Genomic DNA, 19,324 nt, shown 5'->3' with positions numbered 1-19,324 from the left:
GGGTTCTCACTCAAGACACGATTGATTGTCCGCGCAAAGGGACAAGGAGTTCTGGATCTTATTGGCGAAGCGCCCACCATTTGGGGACATACCCGGAAAGATCCGTGTTATAGAAAACATGCGTATTCTGCTGAATGTGTGCAATTTGCTTTGATTGCGCTTCGGGCGGCCAACTGGTTTTAGGTTCATTGCGAGCACGATCCTACGGCAGGTCCCACTTTGTTAGCGGCGCGCGTAAATAGAGCAGTTTTGGGCAATCTAGGAAGTCTGCGAGCTTGTAATAAGCTATAATTGTTTCGAAAGATTGAATGGACCACCGTCACAAAGTTTTTTCAGGAGGCACGACACATGGCTTACGTTTGGGACAAGTCGATGACTACCGGCGTTCCACGAATCGATGCTCAGCATCAGGAACTCATTCAAAAGTTGAACGGGTTGCTGGCAGCGATGAAAGTACGCAAAGGTCAGGAGGAACTGGTCAACCTCATCGGGTTTCTTGGGGAATACGTGACCAAACATTTCTCTGACGAGGAGGCAGAGATGGAGCGCCGAAAATGCCCCTTTGCCGTAACCAACAAGTTAGCCCACCAGCAATTTCTGCGGAAGTTCCAGAGTTTCAAAAAACGCTTCGAAACGGAAGGGTCCACGCCCAGCCTGATTCTCGAAGTCCAAAAGGAACTGGGGGATTGGGTGGTTCAACATATTAAGCAAATCGACACCAAACTGGCGGTGGTGGTCAATGAGCCGGTAGCCACGTGATGGCACCGCCTGGAAGAGCGATTCAACGCTAAGGTTTCGCGCACCATTTATCCATAATCCTCCCAACGTGGTAGGCAGCGAATCGGGCTCGCCTGCCTTGTTTTCTTTTCACGGCAAATCTCCCCAAAAGCCTAAGCGCTCAGCGCTACCGTCGACCAACTGATCCTTCCGCCTTGTTACACATTACCAGGGGTTTAAATCTTACCTGTTTTCAGGTGGGAAATCACTTTTCGGGCAGTTTGCGCCGATGGAAAACTATTGGAGTTAGCTGTGGATTTGGTACGATAAAAAAAGGTTCTAGACGGGAGAGGAGCTTCAGCGCGGTCCTGCTCGAGGGGAGATGGATCCGTGTTTCGCTATGTCAGCCAGTTTGTCACCCGGTATTGGCCGCTGGTCTTCATCGGCTGGGGAGCGGTATTTCTCATCCTTCACTTTTCTGCTCCGGTGTGGGATGACGTGGCTCGTGATGGGGATTTCGCGTACCTTCCCGATCGGGCGGCGAGCGTCCAGGGTGAGAAGCTTCGCGCAGCAGCATTCGGAAAATCGGAATCTCAAAGTGAGGTCGTCGTCGTTTTAGCACGCCGGAACGGCCCTCTTACTGCCGAGGATCTCGCCTTCTCGGAACGCATTGTAGAAACGTTCCAGCCAAGAGAGGGAGAGCAGACTCCCATTGTCAATGTGGTTGGGCCGACTGCCCAGGTTGTGGGCAAAAAATTAAAGAGTCCCGTCACAGACCACGGCCAGGCCGCGCTCGTCATTCTGCAAATGCGTGGGGAAATCATGGCCGTTGAGAATATGAAGCCCCTCGCGGAGATTTACAGAAAACTCGACGAGCTGGCCCAGTCACCCGACAAGCCGGCAGGTCTGAAAATCGGTGTGACAGGTTCCGGAGCCGTGGGGACAGAGATGCTCATCGCGGCCGAAGAAAGTATTCGCAATACCGAATGGGCCACCATTGGGTTGATCATCATCATCTTGCTTGTCGTGTACCGGGCGCCTCTTCTAGCGGCAGTGCCACTCATCGCGCTGGCGGTGGCGGTATTTACAGCCTTTGACGCTCTTGCGATCTTGGCCGGGATCAGCCTGAAAACAGGCTGGTTTGAGTTCGCGGTGTTCAAGACGACAAAAATTTTTGTGGTGGTGGTCCTTTTTGGCAGCGGTACAGATTACTGCCTATTCCTGATTGCCCGGTACAAGGAGGAGCTTTCCAAAGGGGCGGGTATTATCGATGCAGCAGCCAGGGCCCTCGACGCTGTGAGTGCGGCTCTTCTCGCAAGTGCTTGGACGACGATCTTGGGGCTCGGGATGATGATTTTTTCCGACTTTGGAAAATTCCGAAATGGCGGGCCAGCGATTGCTGTGGCCCTTGTGGTGGCTCTGGTGGCGTGCCTGAGTTTGGCGCCGGCCATTCTCTGTGTGCTGGGCAAAAAAGTGTTTTGGCCTTTCCGAGTCGATCTGGATTCGGGAGAGGAATCGGACGACATTCGGCTAGGGCGGCGCTCTATCGTGGGGGCCCGATTTCAAGGTTTGTGGAATTTTCTCGGGGAGCGCGTGTTGCACCGTCCGGTCTTAATTCTGGCGGCATCTTTACTCGTGATGGCGCCTTTCGTTTGGAATGCCCGCTCTATTGACCTAACTTACGATTTGCTCAGTGAGTTAGGGCCCGATCGGCGGTGTGTTCAGGGGACAGCGCTCCTCCGCGAGTACTTTCCAGCAGGTGAGACAGGACCCGTCACGATCCTGGCTTTTCACCCGACGGCTGATTTCTTGGAGGGGTCGGACCGCTTCCGCTTGCTGCGAGAACTCACCCAAGCGATTTATTCGATGGAATATACGGCTTCTGATGGCACGCGATTCAAGCCCATTCAGAGTGTGCGGAGTCTGGTTGATCCACTGGGAGAAGGTACCACCGGCAGTACGTTCGTGAGCGGCGTGGTGCGGGCTCGGGCCAAGGCCATGTATGTCGCCCAGCAGGAACCATACCGAGGTAGGGTTACTCGCCTGGATGTGATTTTTCCCTATGATCCATTCTCGGTGGAGAGCATCTATTTGCTGGATACACTGGAAAAGTATCTCAATGAATGGGCGAGTTCTCATCCCCAGTGGAATGGCGCACATTTCTATTTCATCGGAACAACACCGGGTATTCGAGACCTTCGAGCGGTGACCCTTAGCGATCAGCAGCTTATTCAGCGGTTAGTTCCGCTCGCTGTGCTGTTTGTCCTGATTTTGATTTTGCGGCGGCCAGTGCTTTCGGTTTTACTCGTGCTGTCGGTGATATGGGGCTATTATGTAACTCTGGGTATCACTGAACTGGTGTTTTCGTGGGTTCGCGGGGCTACCTACCACGGTCTGGACTGGAAATTGCCCACGTTTCTGTTTGTCATCCTTGTGGCTGTGGGCGAGGATTACAACATCTACCTTGTCACCCGTGTGCTAGAAGAGCAGGCCAAGTATGGGTTTGCTGAAGGTCTGAAATCAGCTCTGCGAAAAACTGGGGGGATCATCACCAGTTGCGGCATCATCATGGCAGGAACATTCATCGCCATGATCAGTGGTTCGTTGCGGACGATGCATCAGCTGGGGTTCGCATTAGCGTTGGGAGTACTGCTTGATACATTCGTTATCCGCACCATTCTGGTCCCGTGCATCATTGTGCTTTTGGATCGCTATTTGCCCAGGTGGCCCGGGATGAAAACCCCCAAAGCAAGCCCCGGGACGCGAGAAGTCCATCTTGCACCGCATCTTCAGGCGGAGATTCCCGTAGAGTCTCGCCGCTGAGGAAAGAAGCGGCGTGGCGTCACCGACTTTTCCTACAATTGGCCAACACTACTGGTTTGGGGAAAGACGGGGAATATCTGACTTGGGCTGGGTTGTCAGAAAGGAAGATGAGCCGGACTCGGTAAGCATCGGCCGGACTTCTTCCACGAAGTCCTTCGCATCTTCAAATTGCCGGTAAACGCTGGCAAAGCGGACATAAGCGACTTGGTCGAGCTGACGAAGATACTGCATCGCAAGTTCGCCGATGTACCGGCTTTCCACTTCGGTGTCGAAATTGCGTTCAATATCCTCTTCAATGGCTGATACGACAGCCTCGAGCTGCTCGTCGCTGATCGGACGTTTCCAGCAGGCCTTCTCGAGGCCCGCTTTAAGCTTGTTCCGGTCGTAGGGGACCCGCGATCCATCTTTTTTGATGACCTTGAGACGTCGCTTTTCGACGCGCTCGTATGTAGTGAAGCGTCGGCCGCACCGATTGCATTGGCGTCGCCGGCGAATGGCAGCCCCGTTTTCCGCTACCCGACTGTCCGTGACTCGATCGTCGTCTTGATGACAATACGGGCACTTCATGGGCAAAGACCTCTCAGGCGTTTGTAGGTGAAAGAACTCCCTATCTCCGTCAGTATACCGTTTTTCGGATTGGTCGTGAGATGCACAGAAGAGGTGTGTGTGGCAAAAAAACACCGACCCTCCGCAAAGAGGGTCGGTGCCAAGTTACCTTCGCGAGACGGAACTACGCACAGGGTTACGTAGCCCGAAGATGACACATTACAGGGTTGGCATCCACTGGCCAAATGCACAAAGGAGTTGACGGGAGGGGAAAATCCAACCTGAGCTAGGTCGGGGCGGGCATCCGAACCACATCAGCACTCAGTCACTTCTTCTCTTCAGGCTGGGGAGCCGGCTTGGGGGCTTCCGCGGGTTGGGCCGGCTGTGCCTCAGCGGCCGGCTGGCAGCAAGCCTCATCCACGACCACCACCCGGCGGTGCCTGCCGAACAACCGGCAGTGATGGTGGGCTGGAGGCGGGCACTCGGGCTGGCAGGCCGGTTCCACCTTCACAGGTTCGCAGGGCTTGGGCTCTTCGCAGGGAGCCGGTTCGCAGCACGCCTCAGCCGCCTTGCGAGCCTCGCAGCGGGCCCGCAGCCGAGCCAGCAAACCGACGCGCTGGACAGGCTGACAGGCCGGCTCACAGGCCGGAGGCGCAGGTTGCTCGCACGCCGGCTGGCAGGCCGGGGCGGGTTGGCAGCATGCCTTGGTCTCGTGGGCATTTGCCGCCCACGCTGTCAACAATCCAACACACACAGCAGCGACACACAGGATGCTCAAGCGATTCATGTTTGGGTCCTCCTTTCAAGGCTGAAAAACCCAGACCGCAACGGACACACCGACAACACACCAGGAGCAACAAGCTCCTCTTCGACGGATGCCGCCCCACGACCACCGCTCACTCGCGACCTGTGGTCGCCACCCTGTTTATTACCTGCGACCACACCTCCCGTGGGGCATCCCCATCCCTAGGTTGTTAAAGATACCAACTGGAGAAGAGTTGTCAAGGGCGTAGGCGGGGCAAAGTTTGTCTTTAGCATCAAATTTGTCGTTTGTATGGCGATAATCAGTTTGGGCAAAGTGTATGTGTTCAGACATTGCTTGCCCGGCTTACCACCCGGACGTGACTCGTGGCAGCCCCAAACATTCGAGCTTGGGGCTCGATGGCTGGGATGCTTTGTAGAATCCTGGACCGGGCCTCACAGATGCGCTGTGGTTCCGGCCAACAATCATAAACTCGGGCTGGGTAAATCCCCAAGATTCCGGATGAGTACGACGTTGGTGGTGGGAGGAGGAAAAAGCCTCGCTCGTGCTCTTGCGCGCGGTTCCGGGTCGACCGCGATGACAGTATGTTGAGTGTTGACGGCATGAACAGAAACTTGCAAAACCAGGAGGTCGTCAGTCGATGATTTTTGCCCATTATTCCCAGATCGCGAAACAAGTGGTAATTTTTACTGTTTTTTCTGGTTTGACCACAATCCTGACGATTGGCCGCCCCCTCATGGCGTCGGATGAAGCTTCGCCACTGGCGACACTGCGAAAGGAACACCCTCGACTTATTGTCACGCGGGAAGACGAGAGGCGGGTCAAGCAGCTCCTGGGGCAGAATGCCCAACTCCGAGCGATTTTTGAATTTCTGCGGAAAGAAGCCGATGAGGTGTTCCGTCAATCCCCGGTTCAGCACCGTCTCATAGGCCCCCGGTTGCTTGACCAAAGCCGGCTGTGCCTCTCGAGAGTCTACCTTTTGGCCACGGTTTACCGGGTGACGGGCGAGCGTCGCTATGCCGATCGGGCTATCAAAGAAATGATCACGGCGGCCGGTTTTCAGGATTGGAATCCGTCCCATTTCTTGGACACGGCGGAAATGACGCATGCTCTTGCGATCGGGTACGACTGGCTTTACGAGGTGCTCGATTCGCAACAGCGTCAGACCATTCGGCAGGCAATTGTGGAAAAGGGCCTCCGTGAAGGAGAAAAGATCTACCGCAAAGGAACGTGGTGGACAAAGACTTCCTGGAACTGGAATCAGGTATGTAACGGAGGAATGACCCTGGGAGCTCTGGCGGTTGCCGACGAGGAACCCCAACTCGCCGAATACATTCTGGCCCAGGCGATCAAATCGATTCCAATAGCGCTGGCCAATTATGCACCAGATGGAGCCTGGGCAGAAGGCCCGGGTTATTGGAGCTACGCCACCCATTACACCGTTTACATGTTGGCCGGACTGCAAAGTGCTCTTGGCACGGACTTCGGGCTGTCCGATTCGCCGGGGTTCGACAAGGCAGGAGATTTTAGGATTCACGTCGTCGGCCCCAGCGGGTTGGCTTTCAATTTCGCGGACGGTTCTGCCCGGGTGGGAGCGGCCGCGCCAATGTTCTGGTTGGCGACCCGCTTCGGTAAACCACTGTATGCCTGGCATGAGCGAGAGGTGGTCAAGGGTCGCACACCGCTCCATCTTTGGTGGTACAACGACCAGTCCGCTGACATTACTCGAGAACCCCCAGCCAAGTGGTTCCGCGGTGCCGACATTGTGACGTTGCGGAGTGACTGGGAAGATCAAGCCGTCTTCGTGGGCTTCAAGGGCGGAGATAATGCCGTCAACCACAGCCACCTCGAGCTGGGCAGTTTCGTCCTCGATGCCCAGGGCTTGCGATGGGTCCTGGACCTGGGTTCCGACAATTACAATCTGCCCGGCTATTTCGGAAAGCAGCGTTGGACGTACTACCGCCTGGGTACGCAGGGACAGAACACCCTTGTTCTAGACGGGCAAAACCAAAACCCCCAGGCAAAAGCGCCTGTCATTGCCTTTTGGAGTAGCCCGACGATATCCCATGCTGTGATCGATCTCTCGGCGGCCTATATGGAAAACGAACGTCAGACAGGCATCGCTTCCTCGAGAGTTCTCCGCGGGATTGCCGTGTTCGGTCGCAATGCGGTGCTTGTCCAGGATGAAATCGTCGGCCACTCAGGCAAAGAACTTCAGTGGCAAATTCATACCGAGGCGAGGGTGAGCATTCAAGGCAACAGAGCCACGCTCACCCAGAACGACCGGCAGGTCATAGCGGAGATTCTTGCGCCGCGTGACCTCATTTTCGAAAGTCAATCTGCCAATCCGCCGCCACCCCAACGTCAGAATCCGGGCGTGACCAAGCTGGCAATCCGTACGAAGCTTTCCGATGAACCATTTACACTGGCTGTTGTCTTCTGGTGTAATCCTTTGGCAAAACGGCCGCCAATTTCACTCCGCCCGCTACAGGACTGGGAAGGACAGGTGGCCACAGGGCGATAGCCAATTCCTTCAACCGTTCTACCTCCAACGCGGATTTGGTTGCATCCGAAGGATGTGCTTCGGCGGATTCCGCCGACAACGGTGTGTCGCCTACATCCCAACAAACCGGGCATAAATGGTTCGTCCCAGGACAGGGTCATCGATCCCGGTGATGAGGGCTCGTCCATCGGGAAAAAGCGTCAGTGTCCAGTCTGGCGTTCGCAGACGCAAGAAATAGGGGCACCTCTCCACTTCCCCCAGGGCATTCCATCGCTTGTGAATCTCGTCCAGATCGCATCGACCTTCTGGAGGAGTCACTTGCACGGTTTTACGCCCGCAGAGCGCGACGCTGGTTGATTCCCGTCGATGTTCGAGGAACTCGAACCGCTGCTCTACGCAGGTGGGACACGAAGGATCACGCATACTGGTCAGCGAGATCTGGCGAAGTCTCACCGGCCACAGGTTGACAACAATAAGATCATGTGTGACAGCGTCCCGTCGACCGGCCAGGATTTTGAGGGCTTCCATCGCCTCCAGTGAGGCCACGACACCCACGACGGGCCCCAGAATTCCAGCCGTCTCGCAGGTGGGCAGGGTCCCTGCTGGCGGGAGGGTCGGAATCAAACAGCGCAGACACGGCGTTTCTCCCGGCAGGACGACCATCACCTGTCCCTGGGCTCCAAGACATGCAGCAAAGATCCAGGGCACGTTCTGGCGAATTGCGTAATCGTTCAGGAGAAATCGGGTTTCAAAGTTATCTGTTCCATCGACGAGAAGATCGACGTCCTGCGCTAACTCGCCGATGTTGTCGGAACGGATGTCGGCCACAATCGGCTCCACTCGGACTTCGGAGTTGATACGCTGAAGTTTATCTGCAGCCGCCACGGCTTTGGGGAGCTGCCGACGCGCATCTTCTTCGTCAAACAGGCACTGCCGGTGCAGGTTGCTCAGATCGACCAGGTCGCGATCCACTATGCGCACAAAGCCCACCCCTGCCCGTACCAGGTGATTGGCCACCATCGTTCCCAAAGCGCCGCAGCCGCAGACCAGTGCTCGGGCCTCTGCAAGCCGTTTTTGACCTTCCGCTCCCAAATCAGCAAATTGAATCTGGCGGAGGTATCGGAGAGACGTTTCCAAATCAGATCGAGAGGACAGCATACTCAGCGTACAAACAGACTTCTGCGGGTGTCATTCCACATTTTGTGTCCGCGATGAATGTTTGGCATTGCCCCGCTCCTCCAGTATTTTAAGAAGAAACCGGCCTGTCACCGACTCCGAGGAGGCCGCGATTTCCTCGGGCGTTCCCTGGGCAACAACTCGGCCGCCTTCGCTCCCCGCGCCAGGCCCCAGGTCGATGACGTAATCTGCAGAGGCAACGAGAGCAAGATTATGCTCGATCACCAGCAGCGAGTGCCCCAGCGATAATAGCGTGTCAAAGCATTCCAGGAGCTGGTGAATATCGTGGGGATGGAGTCCTCTTGTGGGTTCACTGAGAATAAAGAGAGTCGGTTTTTTTCGGGACCGGGAGAAATACGAGGCCAGTTTGAGTCGTTGTGCCTCCCCACTGGAAAGGCTTGCCATCGGTTGGCCCAGGCGAAGATAATCCAGCCCAACATCCATCAATCGCCGTAACTTAGCCTGTAGTTGCGGCTCCCCGCGGAAAAAGAAGTACGCCTCTCGCACAGTCATGTGAAGCACTTCCGCGATGTTCTTGCCACGGTAAGATACAGACAGGATCTCCTGGCGATAGCGTTTGCCTTCACAATCCGGACAGGGAATTTCCATATTGGGAAGAAAGACCATGTCAATTTCGAGAAAGCCTTCCCCGTGGCATCGCGGACACTGGCCTTCCGGAGAATTGAAGCTAAAGTGGCTCACGCCGTAACCGCGGACCTTCGCGTCGCTGGTCTGGGCGAAAACTTTTCTGACTTCGTCGAACGCCTTTATGAAAGTGGTTGGGTTTGAACGCCACGTTTTGCCGGGGATAGTCTGATCCACAAGGACAATGTCAGCAATCTGTTTTTCTCCCAGCAGATCAGAAAATGGGAGCGGCTCCGGACCAGTGCCATGCAGTCTCTGAACAAGCGCGGGATAGAGTGTTTTTTCCACGAGCGTGCTTTTGCCCGCCCCGCTGACCCCTGTGACCGCACAGAGAACTCCAAGCGGGAATTCCACCGTGAGATCCTTGAGATTGTGCCCTGAGGCTTTCGCCAGCCGAATCCAGCCCTGCGCCTGACGGCGAGGACGCGTCAACACGATCTGGCGCCGATGGTTGACATATTCGGCGGTCAAAGTAGTGGCGTTGGCCAAATCTTGCGGTGATCCCATAAAGACAATCTCGCCGCCGCGTTCTCCGGCCCCGGGTCCCAGTTCGATGAGGAGATCTGCCTCCCGGATCAGGGTTTCGTCGTGTTCAATTGTGACAACCGTGTTGCCACGATCACGGAGGTGAAGGATCATTCGGTGAAGTGCTGATCGATCTCGCGGATGAAGTCCTGTCGACGGCTCGTCGAGGATATAGACTACATGCTTGAGGCCGGACCCCAGCGCTGCGGCAAGAAGCGTTCTCCGTAACTCTCCGGTACTGAGGGAGTTGCCTGGTCGGTGGAGATGAATGTGACCGAGGCCAAGCTCCCGGAGCGAGCGAAGCCGTTGGAGAATTTCTTCGCGACAGTAGGCCGCCTGGCGGGTTTCCGGACGGTCCAGAACAAGTTGGTCGAGAAACTCAATCGCCTCATCTACGGTGAGGGCGCAGAACTCGCGGATGTTCAGCCGATGTACACGCGATTCCCCGTCCTGATAACGTGCCTCGAGTGCTTCCAATTCCCTAGCTTCGCGCGACACGGCCTTTCGCCAACGACTTTTCAAGAAAATGCTCAAGGCCTGACGTGAAAGGCGCGCCCCCCGGCACTCGGGACACGCGACCTCCACCTGCCATTGTTGCGTCCAAGCCCGCCAGGCAAATCTCTGCCGCTGCCTTTCCAATTTTCGAAAAACCCCTTCAAGCCCGGCAAAACCTTTTTCCTCGCTTCCATAAAGGAGCAGTCCAAGTTGCTCCGGAGTCAAATCGCAGACCGGTTGATCAACCGGAATACCTACCACATTCGCCTGACGGAGAAATTCTTCCTGGAGTCGCTTCAGCCCAGGCCTGCGCAGCGGAGCGATTGCCCCTTTATCCAAGCTGAGGTGGAAATCAGGAAACACCAGAGCAGGATTCAGTGTAGTGGCTTTTCCTGTACCGTGGCAGCGAGGACACGCACCGATAGCTGTGTGAATGTTGAAAAGATTTGGCTCCGGTGGGGTAAATACCCGTCCGCATGTAGGACAAACAGGTTGGCAGGTGAAATCGGCGCGGAGCCATTCACGTTCGTCGATACTGCACAACCTCCAGACCACATCGCCAACCAAAGTCCCCCGCTCGGAAAACGATTTCTGCGATTTCGCCGTCTCCGATGCAACGTCTCTCTTTTCCACAAAAATGAGGCACTTTCCGCTCCCCTGCGCAAGGGCCACCTCAACCGACTCACGAAGTCGAGGCTCGGGACAACTTCCCAGTTGGACCCGGTCCACCACAACAGCTAACGGCTCGTCCCACCGGTTTTGATCGCCGCTTTCCCGCTCCACCAAGCTCTTGCGAGCCTGACCTTCAACCTCGGGAACTATCCTTTGAAAATCGTGGATGGAGAGGATTCGGTTACCCACGAGGACGCGGGTCCACCCATCTGCCGCCAGTCTAATGGAAAGTTCCTGCAGGTAATGGAGAGGTTCTCGGGCCGTCAAAAAGGCTTCCGGAACGCAAAAGGCCACCATCGCGCGACGGCCTGTCAACCAGTCCGCTTGCAAAATTTCTGTAATCGTCTGTGAATCCCAAGCCCGTACAGGCCAGCCGCAATCCGTGCAAAAAATCTCTCCCAGGTGCGTGTAAAGCAAACGGAGAAAATCGAAAACTTCCGTCAGTTGGGAGACGTCTCCCCTTATTCCCCGAGTCCGCACCTGGTCACCCACGGCTACCGTGGGCGAAAGATTGCCGATATAGTCGACATCCGGGCGTGGCAGATCCCCAAAATGCTGGCGAATCCGCGTGGAAAGACTTTCGATGTAGCGCCGCTGCCCTTCAACGTAGAGCGTATCGAAGGCGAGGCTGGTTTTGCCACTTCCACTGGGACCGCAGAGGATAGTTAGTTTTCCTTTTGGTATTTCAACATCAATGGACTTGAGATTGTGGGTGCGGGCACCGCGAATGATGATGCTGCGTCCTTGGGAAGACATGACTGTCTAGAGGGTAGCTGATAACTCCGCGTCCCGCCGCCGCGCCGGGCCTCTTCGCGACCGGTCCTGCTAACGGAGGTGCTATTCGCTCCATGCAACCACGATGGCCGCCGAGGCTTGTCCCTGCGGCGTCACATTGACGTTCACAAAGACCGGGCGTGGGATCTCCCGGGCCTCGCGGACCACGTCTACGGGACACGCGGGATCCGGATCATCACAGTTAAGCGTGGCGAATAATTGTTTGTGATTGAGAGCCAGTATACCCAGGGCCAGTTCCACCAAGCCTGCGCCGGCGCCCAGATTTCCGAAATAACTCTTCGCAGCGATGACTGGTACCTTTTTTGGGCCAAAGACTTCGGCAAGGGCTTCCGCCTCCTCCTGATCGCAACTTTGAGTTCCTAGTCCGTGAGCCATGACAAAACCAATATCGGCGGGCCGCAGTTCGGCCTGATCTAAGACCGCCCGTAGAGCCAAAATGAGCGCTGCTTTTCGGTCAGCCACACAATAACGTCCCGCCACAGCGGCAGAGGCTGCTGCTAGGAGCTCGCCGTAAATTTTGACACCACGTCTGATCGCTGACTGGCTTTCTTCCAAAATGACGGCCGCCGCACCCTCACCCGGCACCATGCCGGGGCGATTTCGATCGAAAGGTCGGCAGGCCGTTGTGGGCTCGTCATCCCCCAAGGCAACCTCTTCCTGTTGGACGGTATGGAGGGCCTTCATTAAACTGAGCCGCGTTCCGGTCACCCCCACCACCATGCAATCCGCACGTCCCGCACGGATGATGTTTAGTCCGTCCGCCAGGCACACGCCGGGACTTGCCTCCCGCACCGTGAGCGAATTACTCGGGCCTCGCAGGTCATTATAAATGGCCAGGTGGCTCGCCGGCATATTGGGAAGGTATTTAAGGAGCCATAAAGGGAAAAGTCGTGGCATTCCTTCTCCGGCCCATCGGTCAAAATGGAACACGCCGTCCCCATTCAAACACGCCTTAATGCCTTCAAAAAATTCATGGGGCTCGCTCACCATGTAGTCGCTGCCGAAGCTAGTGCCGATTCGTTCAGGCGCAAATGTCCCCATTCGAATCCCCGCATCGTTGAGGGCAAGTTGGCCAGCGGCCACACCCATCTGACACTCACGGCACATAACTTTGAGCGCTTTGCGGAGATTTTTTTGCGCCTCCCTATCCATTTCGCCAAAATCTTTGACGTTACCTGTGAATTCCTTGACTTCCCCGGCTGCCCGCAGGGGAATCACCTCTCGTGGAATCGCGCTGGGGCGCGCAAGGCCCGATCGCCCGACCTGAACGGCCTCCCAGATTTCTTGGGGGCTCCTACCTATAGGGGAGATAACGCCGATTCCCGTAATGACAACTCGTCGCTCCGAGCGATCCATGGGTTCGCCCTCAAGCTTTCCTCAGTCTGCTGGACTACCGTGGCGAATTTCTTATCTTAACCGACCGCACTGCGATCGTCGAGACATAAAGCCTTTGGGCGTTCGACGAACCGTTCGCGCACAATTCTTGACAGAAATACTTGCCAAGGCTAATAGGGGCGCGGAAAGAATTAAAAACTGTAAATGTGTCACCTGGTTGTTATCGTCCACTCTGTTAAAAAAGGGTGAAACGCATGCGCTGCCACACTCCCACTCGACGGTGTGGGTTCACGCTTGTGGAGCTACTGGTGGTCATCGCCATTATCGGAATCCTTATCGCGCTCTTGCTCCCAGCGGTCCAGGCAGCACGTGAGGCTGCTCGACGGAGCCAGTGCAACAACAATCTCAAACAGCTCATGCTTGCTTTCCACAACTATCACGACAAGTGGAATCGGTTTCCCCCCGGGCTTGGTGAAGATGGGCAACTGGTTCGTCATCAACAACTGCCCTGAGGGCCAGTGCGGAACCTGGTCTTGGGGAGCGTTTATTCTCCCGTATTGCGAACAGTCGGCTCTGTTTGATACGCTCCAACCCACAAGAATTCCCTCCGATGCGGCGATTCAGCCAGATCAGGTCTACGCCCTTGTACGCCAGCGCTTGCCGCTTTTCCGATGCCCCTCTGACACTGGACCGGAAACAAATACGGAACGAAAGGTGCCGCGAATCGGCTTCTATGGAAACGTGGATTGTACAACTGGCTGCGTGGATGTTTTTACGTCGAATTACGTAGGGTCTAACAATAGTTACGATCTCAATCGGGAGTACACAGGCACGAATCAGTTTAACGGCTTCCTGGGCTACGGTCAGACGGCGGCAGGTGGCCCCCCACGCTGTACTCCCATTGGCGACGTGACCGACGGCACGAGCAACACCTTTGCACTGGGAGAACGGGCGTGGCAAATGCAGGGAGTTTTCCTGCGGGCCGCGGTGCCGATCATGGCTAACGGAGATACGGGAAACCATTCCCGACAAGGACAGGTCTATGCCATGGCTTGCGGACGGTGGCCTCTCAATTGTACATCTGTCCCCGAATGCGACAGGGGGTTCAGCTCAATGCATCCCGGCGGGGCCAACTTTGCGATGGTGGACGGCTCGGTCCGCTTCATTTCAAACACAATTGACCACAACAATGCCACATCCGCTGTGGATAGCACATACGAACGCCTCATCGCCATCGACGATGGCCAACCTGTGCAGGTGCCGTAGTAACGTTCACTGTTCATGAGGGGAGGTCAAGAGTGAAGCAGAGCGGGTTTGTGTTTCTTTTATTCGCTGCACTTGCGAGTTTCAGCGGGTGTGGGCGGGGCGGTCCTGCACTCGGGCAGGTGGAAGGCACGGTCACGTTGGATGGCGTTCCCCTCCCGGGAGCCCGTGTGATCTTCAGCCCGGTCGATGGTGGCCGCTCGTCGATGGCCGTCACGGATGGAAGTGGCCATTATGAGCTGGAATTCGCCGCCGGCAGTAAAGGGGCCGTGGTGGGCAAACATAAAGTGACAATTTCCACCTTTGAAGCAGGAGAAAAGGATGACTCCGGACAGCTCGTGGGATTTGTCCCAGAGAGGGTTCCCGCCAAATACAATACGAACACCACTTTAGAAGTGGAAGTCAAACGAGGCCATCAAGTCATCGATTTCCCATTGACATCACGATGAAGGGCACCGATCGGATGCCGGGCGAAAAAAACCGCAAATGAAGCCCGTGGGTAGTTGTAGTTGTTCGATGTTCTCTATGAGAGGAGGCATTGTTATGCGTGGCCTCAGAAGAGCCTTCACTCTGGTTGAACTGCTGGTCGTCATCGCCATTATTGGAATCCTCATCGCGCTTTTGTTGCCTGCTGTTCAGGCGGCTCGGGAGGCGGCTCGGCGGAGTCAGTGCAGCAATAATCTTAAGCAGCTCATGTTGGCGGTCCATACGTACGTGGATACGTATCAGCGACTGCCGGCCCGGCAGTCTGGCACCGGCAATATCGCCACCGGTTATCAACGGTTGCGGATCAGCGGGTGGGTCCAGTTGGCACCGTTTTACGAGCAGAAATCGGTGTACGATGCAGCCATGCAGGCCAATGACAACCCCTGGTCTGATAACGCCGTTTCACACTGGCAGCTTACGGTTATCCCCACACTTAATTGTCCGAGCGACGCAGGAGATATTCCCCCGAGGGGTGCCAAGCGCGGTTCGACGAGTTATGCCTTTTGCGCGGGCGACAATTACGAAGCCTCGGTGCATAATCCCACGGAACGATCGGACGCCAATCAAGCGGCTGCCCTTATGAACACGCCGATCCGTAATCGGGGCTGCTTCGGCCGACAGGACTATAATTCGCTTGCCGCCATTACTGACGGAACGAGCAACACGATTGCACTGGCCGAGCGATCACGCCCACGCCGGGACAACGATCGCGGGTCCGTCATTTATGATACCAGTGGAGACCCAGCGGCCTACATCCCGCTCACCTGTCGAGCTTATTGGGCGGGGAATGCCTATATCGCGGGCGCTCCGATCTTCACGAGCGACACCTCTCCAGGGTATCGCTGGGGAGACGGTGCGGCGTTCTTCGCCGGTGTAACCACGATTTTGCCACCCAATACGGCCGTCTGTGCGATCGCCGGCGGTGGCTGGAGTGGCATATCAGGGCATTTCGCACCGGGGATTTACACTGCCACGAGTGAACACCCCGGTGGTGTCAATGTGGCTTTTGCCGATGGGAGCGTGCGGTTTATTAGCGACACGATCGACACCGGTAATCTGGGGGCGGTTGCGCCTTTGCCCACTACCTCTGGTCCCAGTCCGTTTGGCGTGTGGGGAGCGTTGGGAACCAAAGCTGGCGGCGAAACAGTCACTGGATTCTGAAGAGCTTTCTCGGTACCCTGCACTTTCCAATCGGGTGCTGCGGGGCATATCTGATTGCTTCGACGACACGGACAGTCCCCTGTGTGAGGTGATCTATGGATCGGCGTTTCATCTTGGTAGCCTTCCTGTGTTCCCTGTTTGGCTTGACGGTTTCAGAGGGCTGCGGTTCCCGCAACCGGGGTAACATCCCACAGACGGCCCCCGTCTCCGGAACGGTGACTCTCGACGGGCAACCGGTCGACGGAGCTACAGTGGTCTTCGTACCCACAGGAACACCCGCTTACGGGGCGTATGCGGTGACGGACGCCAAAGGACATTTCACACTTAAATCATCGGAAACGGTCAGTGGGGCTGTGCCCGGGAAATACCTCGTCCAGGTCACAAAACTTGTAACAGATTCGACAAAAAAGCAGTTCGTCGTGGCCGAGGATGTGGAACACGCGGCTCTGGCCTCCGGGGGTTCCGGGCCCTCAACGGAAGTCACCGCCACACGGAACGTGCTCCCCGAAAAGTATGCTAATCCCAAGACTTCGGGGATCGAAGTCACGGTGCCATCCGAGGGGCTGCAAAATCTGGAGATAAAACTGGCTTCCCAGTGATGAGCGCTTTGTCCGGGAAACCTGTCCTGGTAAAATAGGTCTCGCAAGCGGGCGGGCCAACTGCTGGGAAGACGTACTTTATGAAATTCTGCGACGGTGACACTGTCTCCCCGCGGGTTCAGCGAAGAGAAGGCCCCTTGTCGACTCCGGGATGGTCCCGGTGGTCTTCGTTAGTTTGGGCTTTGGTATATCTCTGTCTCGCCCTCTGGGGATATCGGCATTCCCTCATCACCGGCGCTCTCCCGGCCAGCCGACCGGCTAACGGCGTGGTGACGCTTTTCAATGTCTGGACCATATGGTGGAATGCCGATCGTCTCTCCCACGGTCTTAAAAACTACTGGGACGCGCCGATCTTTTGGCCCGAAAAGGGCACGTTCGCCTTCTCTGAACCTCAGCCTCTGACGGCCATCGTAGCGCCTGTGGTTTGGACGTGCGGTCCGGTGGCCGCTTTCCACGTTTATTTGGTGGGAGCCCTCGTCCTCAACGGGGTTTTTGCCCGAGTGCTGGTTCGCAGATGGTCAGGAGATCCCTGGGGATCGGGATACGCGGGGGCCCTCGTGGTGTGGTTGCCTTTGGTTCTCCAGCAGCCCGAGCTGATTCAGTACGCTTCTCTCTGGCCAATATTGTGGCAGTGGGATGTGATCCTGCGCACCCTCGATCGCCCAATGTGGAGACACAGTCTCGAATTTGCCCTGGCCTGGGCACTGACTTTTGCGTCGAGCGTCCAATTAGGGCTGTTCAGTGCCGTCGTGCTCGGGCTTGTCGTACCCTGGTTTTTTATCGGCAAAGGGAGCAAGGGGCTATGCGTTTGGCTCAGCGGAGTGGGGCTGGGGATGCTGCTGATCTTGCCCCTCGGACTGCCAATGAGCAGGATACTCTCCCAGCATCGGGTCGTTCGTCCGGCCGAGGTGGTCGCCGCGCTCTCAGCCACAGTTCGCCAGTGGCTGGCACCACCACCGCATGGACTGGATTCTTGCCTGGGAACGTTCCGGGAGCTGGGCGGTCGGCGTCTTAACCCGGGATGGCTGATCTGCCTTCTTGCCGTGGGTGCGACGGCCACCGCAGCGTTGAGAGGAAGTCAGCCGCCATCACTTCGCCGGATGGTTTTATTCTTGGGAGGTATTGCCGTGGTAGCCGTGTTGGGCTCGGTCGGACCGCGCCCTCGCCTTGGGCAAGTCTCCCCGTGGGATGTGGTTGCCAACGTCATTCCACCTTTTGCTAGTGTCCGGAGTCCTTACCGATTTGCATATCTCGGTCAGCTTGCAATTCTCTTGTTAAGTGCCCTCGGTCTCATAAGTGTACGCCACTTCTGGCGGTGGAGAATCGTGGGAATACGGAGAGGAGCGATTTCGGCCGGTTTATGTGGGGGACTTGGCCTGATATCCCTGCTTGAGGTACTGCCGTGTGCTCCATTCCTTGTCATTCCGCCGGACTATTCGCGTCCGCCGCAGTGGGCCGTTTATCTCGCGCACAATAGCCCGCCGGGGTCGGTCATCCTCGTCCTCGATTTTCCCGGACCGGGTCAACTCGTGGAATATGAAAGCATCGTGCGGGTGATGCTCTGGCAGCCCATCCACCGATGTTCCCTCGTCAACGGTTATTCCGGCGCGTTTCCGCACCGTTGGTTTCGACTGGCCGAAGTGTGGCGAAAAGAACCGTACGAAGAAGAAGCCTGCCGACTTCTCAAGGAAAGCGGTGTGCGTTTTCTCCTCCGTCCACCCACATTTCCTCCCCCACCGCATCACCTACCGGCGGGGCTCAGTGCGAATCGTGTCTTTGTGGACAATGGCGGTTGGGATGTGTGGGCAGTGAAGTAACCTTTCACACGAGCACTGCCAGAGTCTCCGTGCGCTGATTATCGGCCCCAGTCGTCGAAACCCTCCCCAAAATCACCGAGCCGTGGCGGTCCATTGGGTTCTCAGTTTCACGCCGTTTCCTTAAGACCATGACTGGTTAAGACCCCCAGTTTAGAGCGGGGCGAACAGACTCAATCCGTCAGGTCGAAATCAAAACGGTTGGTGTCTGGCCGCACTGATGCCTTAAGTCCGGATTTTTCCGGAACCGCGTACTTCTGCGGCACCAGAGGCTTCGGGGGAGGAGCTTCCACGTTGGCTGCCTCGGGGTTGTAAGGCCCCTCTTCTTCTATTGGGCCGGTGTCCTCAAACTTGGTCACCGCCACGAAATACTCCCCGACCGGAAGGCCTGCTCCCCATTGCGATTGGATCCGATAGGAGCCAGTCGCATCTGTCCGACCGGCGCCGCTGGCTTTTCCGTCAGTAGCAACAAATAGAACGTTGGCTCCCGCCAAGGGGTTTCCCTTGTACGTGATCTTCCCTTCCACCGGGTATAGCTTGGGACCACCTTTCTTCCCGCAACCCAATAACACGATAGATACCACCAAGAAGCCGGTCACTGTGATCGATCGAAGGGCAGATATGAAACGTGACATGAGACCCTCCTTTTTTGGATCTCCAAGCCCACCCCGTGCGGCCATCAATGGTGAGCGGAAGCGCGCCTGTGACGGGGGACCATCGGAAACGCTCACGGGGATCGGCCAGTTGGGAATCACGGCGCGGTCACCGATTCATTACCGGCCTTGGAGCCCAGTGCACCCCACACGCCGTAATTGCTTGGGCCGTAATACGTATTAACTTGGACGACGCCCAGGTTGCCGGTGTCGATCGTTTGCGAAATAAACCGAACCGACCCGTCACCGAAGAGCACATTGACCCCACCGGGGTGACTACTGCTGGGGGGCAGCAAGCAGATGTCCCAACCTACTCCTGTGCGGATATCGAACGCACATGGCCCATTTGGAGG

The 19,324-nt window shown here is 56.5% G+C and carries 16 protein-coding genes; 9 read left to right on the top strand and 7 right to left on the bottom strand.

Annotated features, from left to right (window positions below):
- Positions 1-348: 348 nt before the first annotated feature.
- Positions 349-759 (top strand): hemerythrin family protein, encoded by a 411-nt coding sequence (locus ABJK56_RS08995; RefSeq protein ID WP_347244333.1) that lies wholly within the window; start codon positions 349-351, stop codon positions 757-759.
- A gap of 348 nt (positions 760-1,107) precedes the next feature.
- Positions 1,108-3,540, top strand: a complete 2,433-nt coding sequence (locus tag ABJK56_RS08990) for an MMPL family transporter (protein ID WP_347244332.1) — start codon at positions 1,108-1,110, stop codon at positions 3,538-3,540.
- A gap of 48 nt (positions 3,541-3,588) precedes the next feature.
- Here ABJK56_RS08990 and nrdR read toward each other — a convergent pair whose 3' ends face one another.
- The gene (gene nrdR, locus ABJK56_RS08985; RefSeq protein ID WP_347244331.1) at positions 3,589-4,107 is read right to left on the bottom strand and encodes a transcriptional regulator NrdR; all 519 of its coding nucleotides are present in this window, start codon (positions 4,105-4,107) and stop codon (positions 3,589-3,591) included.
- 304 nt (positions 4,108-4,411) lie between these two features.
- Positions 4,412-4,873, bottom strand: a complete 462-nt coding sequence (locus tag ABJK56_RS08980; RefSeq protein ID WP_347244330.1) for a hypothetical protein — start codon at positions 4,871-4,873, stop codon at positions 4,412-4,414.
- A gap of 616 nt (positions 4,874-5,489) precedes the next feature.
- Between ABJK56_RS08980 and ABJK56_RS08975 the strand changes: the two genes are divergently transcribed.
- Positions 5,490-7,373 carry a heparinase II/III family protein gene (locus ABJK56_RS08975; RefSeq protein ID WP_347244329.1) on the top strand — a complete coding sequence of 628 codons (1,884 nt, stop codon included), beginning with the start codon at positions 5,490-5,492 and terminating at the stop codon, positions 7,371-7,373.
- A 90-nt stretch (positions 7,374-7,463) separates the two neighbouring features.
- On the opposite strand, the gene ABJK56_RS08970 is transcribed toward ABJK56_RS08975, so the two are convergent.
- The 3 genes from ABJK56_RS08970 to ABJK56_RS08960 form a co-directional block, all read right to left on the bottom strand.
- The gene (locus tag ABJK56_RS08970; RefSeq protein ID WP_347244328.1) at positions 7,464-8,510 is read right to left on the bottom strand and encodes a ThiF family adenylyltransferase; all 1,047 of its coding nucleotides are present in this window, start codon (positions 8,508-8,510) and stop codon (positions 7,464-7,466) included.
- Between the two features lie 30 nt (positions 8,511-8,540).
- Positions 8,541-11,621, bottom strand: a complete 3,081-nt coding sequence (gene uvrA / locus ABJK56_RS08965; protein WP_347244327.1) for an excinuclease ABC subunit UvrA — start codon at positions 11,619-11,621, stop codon at positions 8,541-8,543.
- A gap of 81 nt (positions 11,622-11,702) precedes the next feature.
- A complete protein-coding gene (locus ABJK56_RS08960; RefSeq protein WP_347244326.1) occupies positions 11,703-13,016 on the bottom strand; it encodes a beta-ketoacyl-[acyl-carrier-protein] synthase family protein in 1,314 nt (437 codons plus the stop codon).
- A 233-nt stretch (positions 13,017-13,249) separates the two neighbouring features.
- Between ABJK56_RS08960 and ABJK56_RS08955 the strand changes: the two genes are divergently transcribed.
- From ABJK56_RS08955 to ABJK56_RS08930, 6 genes are all read left to right on the top strand, one after another.
- On the top strand, positions 13,250-13,507 hold the full coding sequence (locus ABJK56_RS08955) for a DUF1559 domain-containing protein (RefSeq protein WP_347244325.1): 258 nt from the start codon (positions 13,250-13,252) through the stop codon (positions 13,505-13,507).
- On the top strand, positions 13,473-14,261 hold the full coding sequence (locus ABJK56_RS08950; RefSeq protein WP_347244324.1) for a DUF1559 domain-containing protein: 789 nt from the start codon (positions 13,473-13,475) through the stop codon (positions 14,259-14,261). The genes ABJK56_RS08955 and ABJK56_RS08950 overlap by 35 nt, the downstream gene beginning before the upstream one ends.
- A 32-nt stretch (positions 14,262-14,293) precedes the next feature.
- Positions 14,294-14,707, top strand: coding sequence for a carboxypeptidase-like regulatory domain-containing protein (locus tag ABJK56_RS08945; RefSeq protein ID WP_347244323.1), 414 nt, complete (start codon positions 14,294-14,296; stop codon positions 14,705-14,707).
- Between the two features lie 94 nt (positions 14,708-14,801).
- Positions 14,802-15,905, top strand: a complete 1,104-nt coding sequence (locus tag ABJK56_RS08940; RefSeq protein ID WP_347244322.1) for a DUF1559 domain-containing protein — start codon at positions 14,802-14,804, stop codon at positions 15,903-15,905.
- Positions 15,906-16,000: 95 nt separating this feature from the next.
- Entirely contained in the window at positions 16,001-16,504 is a 504-nt protein-coding gene (locus ABJK56_RS08935) for a carboxypeptidase-like regulatory domain-containing protein (RefSeq protein ID WP_347244321.1), read from the top strand.
- Between the two features lie 80 nt (positions 16,505-16,584).
- The gene (locus tag ABJK56_RS08930; protein WP_347244320.1) at positions 16,585-18,321 is read left to right on the top strand and encodes a hypothetical protein; all 1,737 of its coding nucleotides are present in this window, start codon (positions 16,585-16,587) and stop codon (positions 18,319-18,321) included.
- A 170-nt stretch (positions 18,322-18,491) separates the two neighbouring features.
- Here the strand turns inward: ABJK56_RS08930 and ABJK56_RS08925 are convergent, their stop codons facing one another.
- Together ABJK56_RS08925 and ABJK56_RS08920 are read right to left on the bottom strand one after the other, a co-directional pair.
- A complete protein-coding gene (locus tag ABJK56_RS08925) occupies positions 18,492-18,953 on the bottom strand; it encodes a carboxypeptidase-like regulatory domain-containing protein (protein ID WP_347244319.1) in 462 nt (153 codons plus the stop codon).
- A gap of 116 nt (positions 18,954-19,069) precedes the next feature.
- On the bottom strand, positions 19,070-19,324 hold a 255-nt coding region (locus tag ABJK56_RS08920), incomplete at its 5' end, for an H-X9-DG-CTERM domain-containing protein (RefSeq protein ID WP_347244318.1).

The sequence above is a fragment of the Thermogutta sp. genome (assembly GCF_039793925.1).
GTDB lineage: Bacteria > Planctomycetota > Planctomycetia > Pirellulales > Thermoguttaceae > Thermogutta.
The sequence above is the reverse complement of the archived record's forward strand: the minus strand, read 5'-3'. Positions and strand labels throughout refer to the sequence as shown.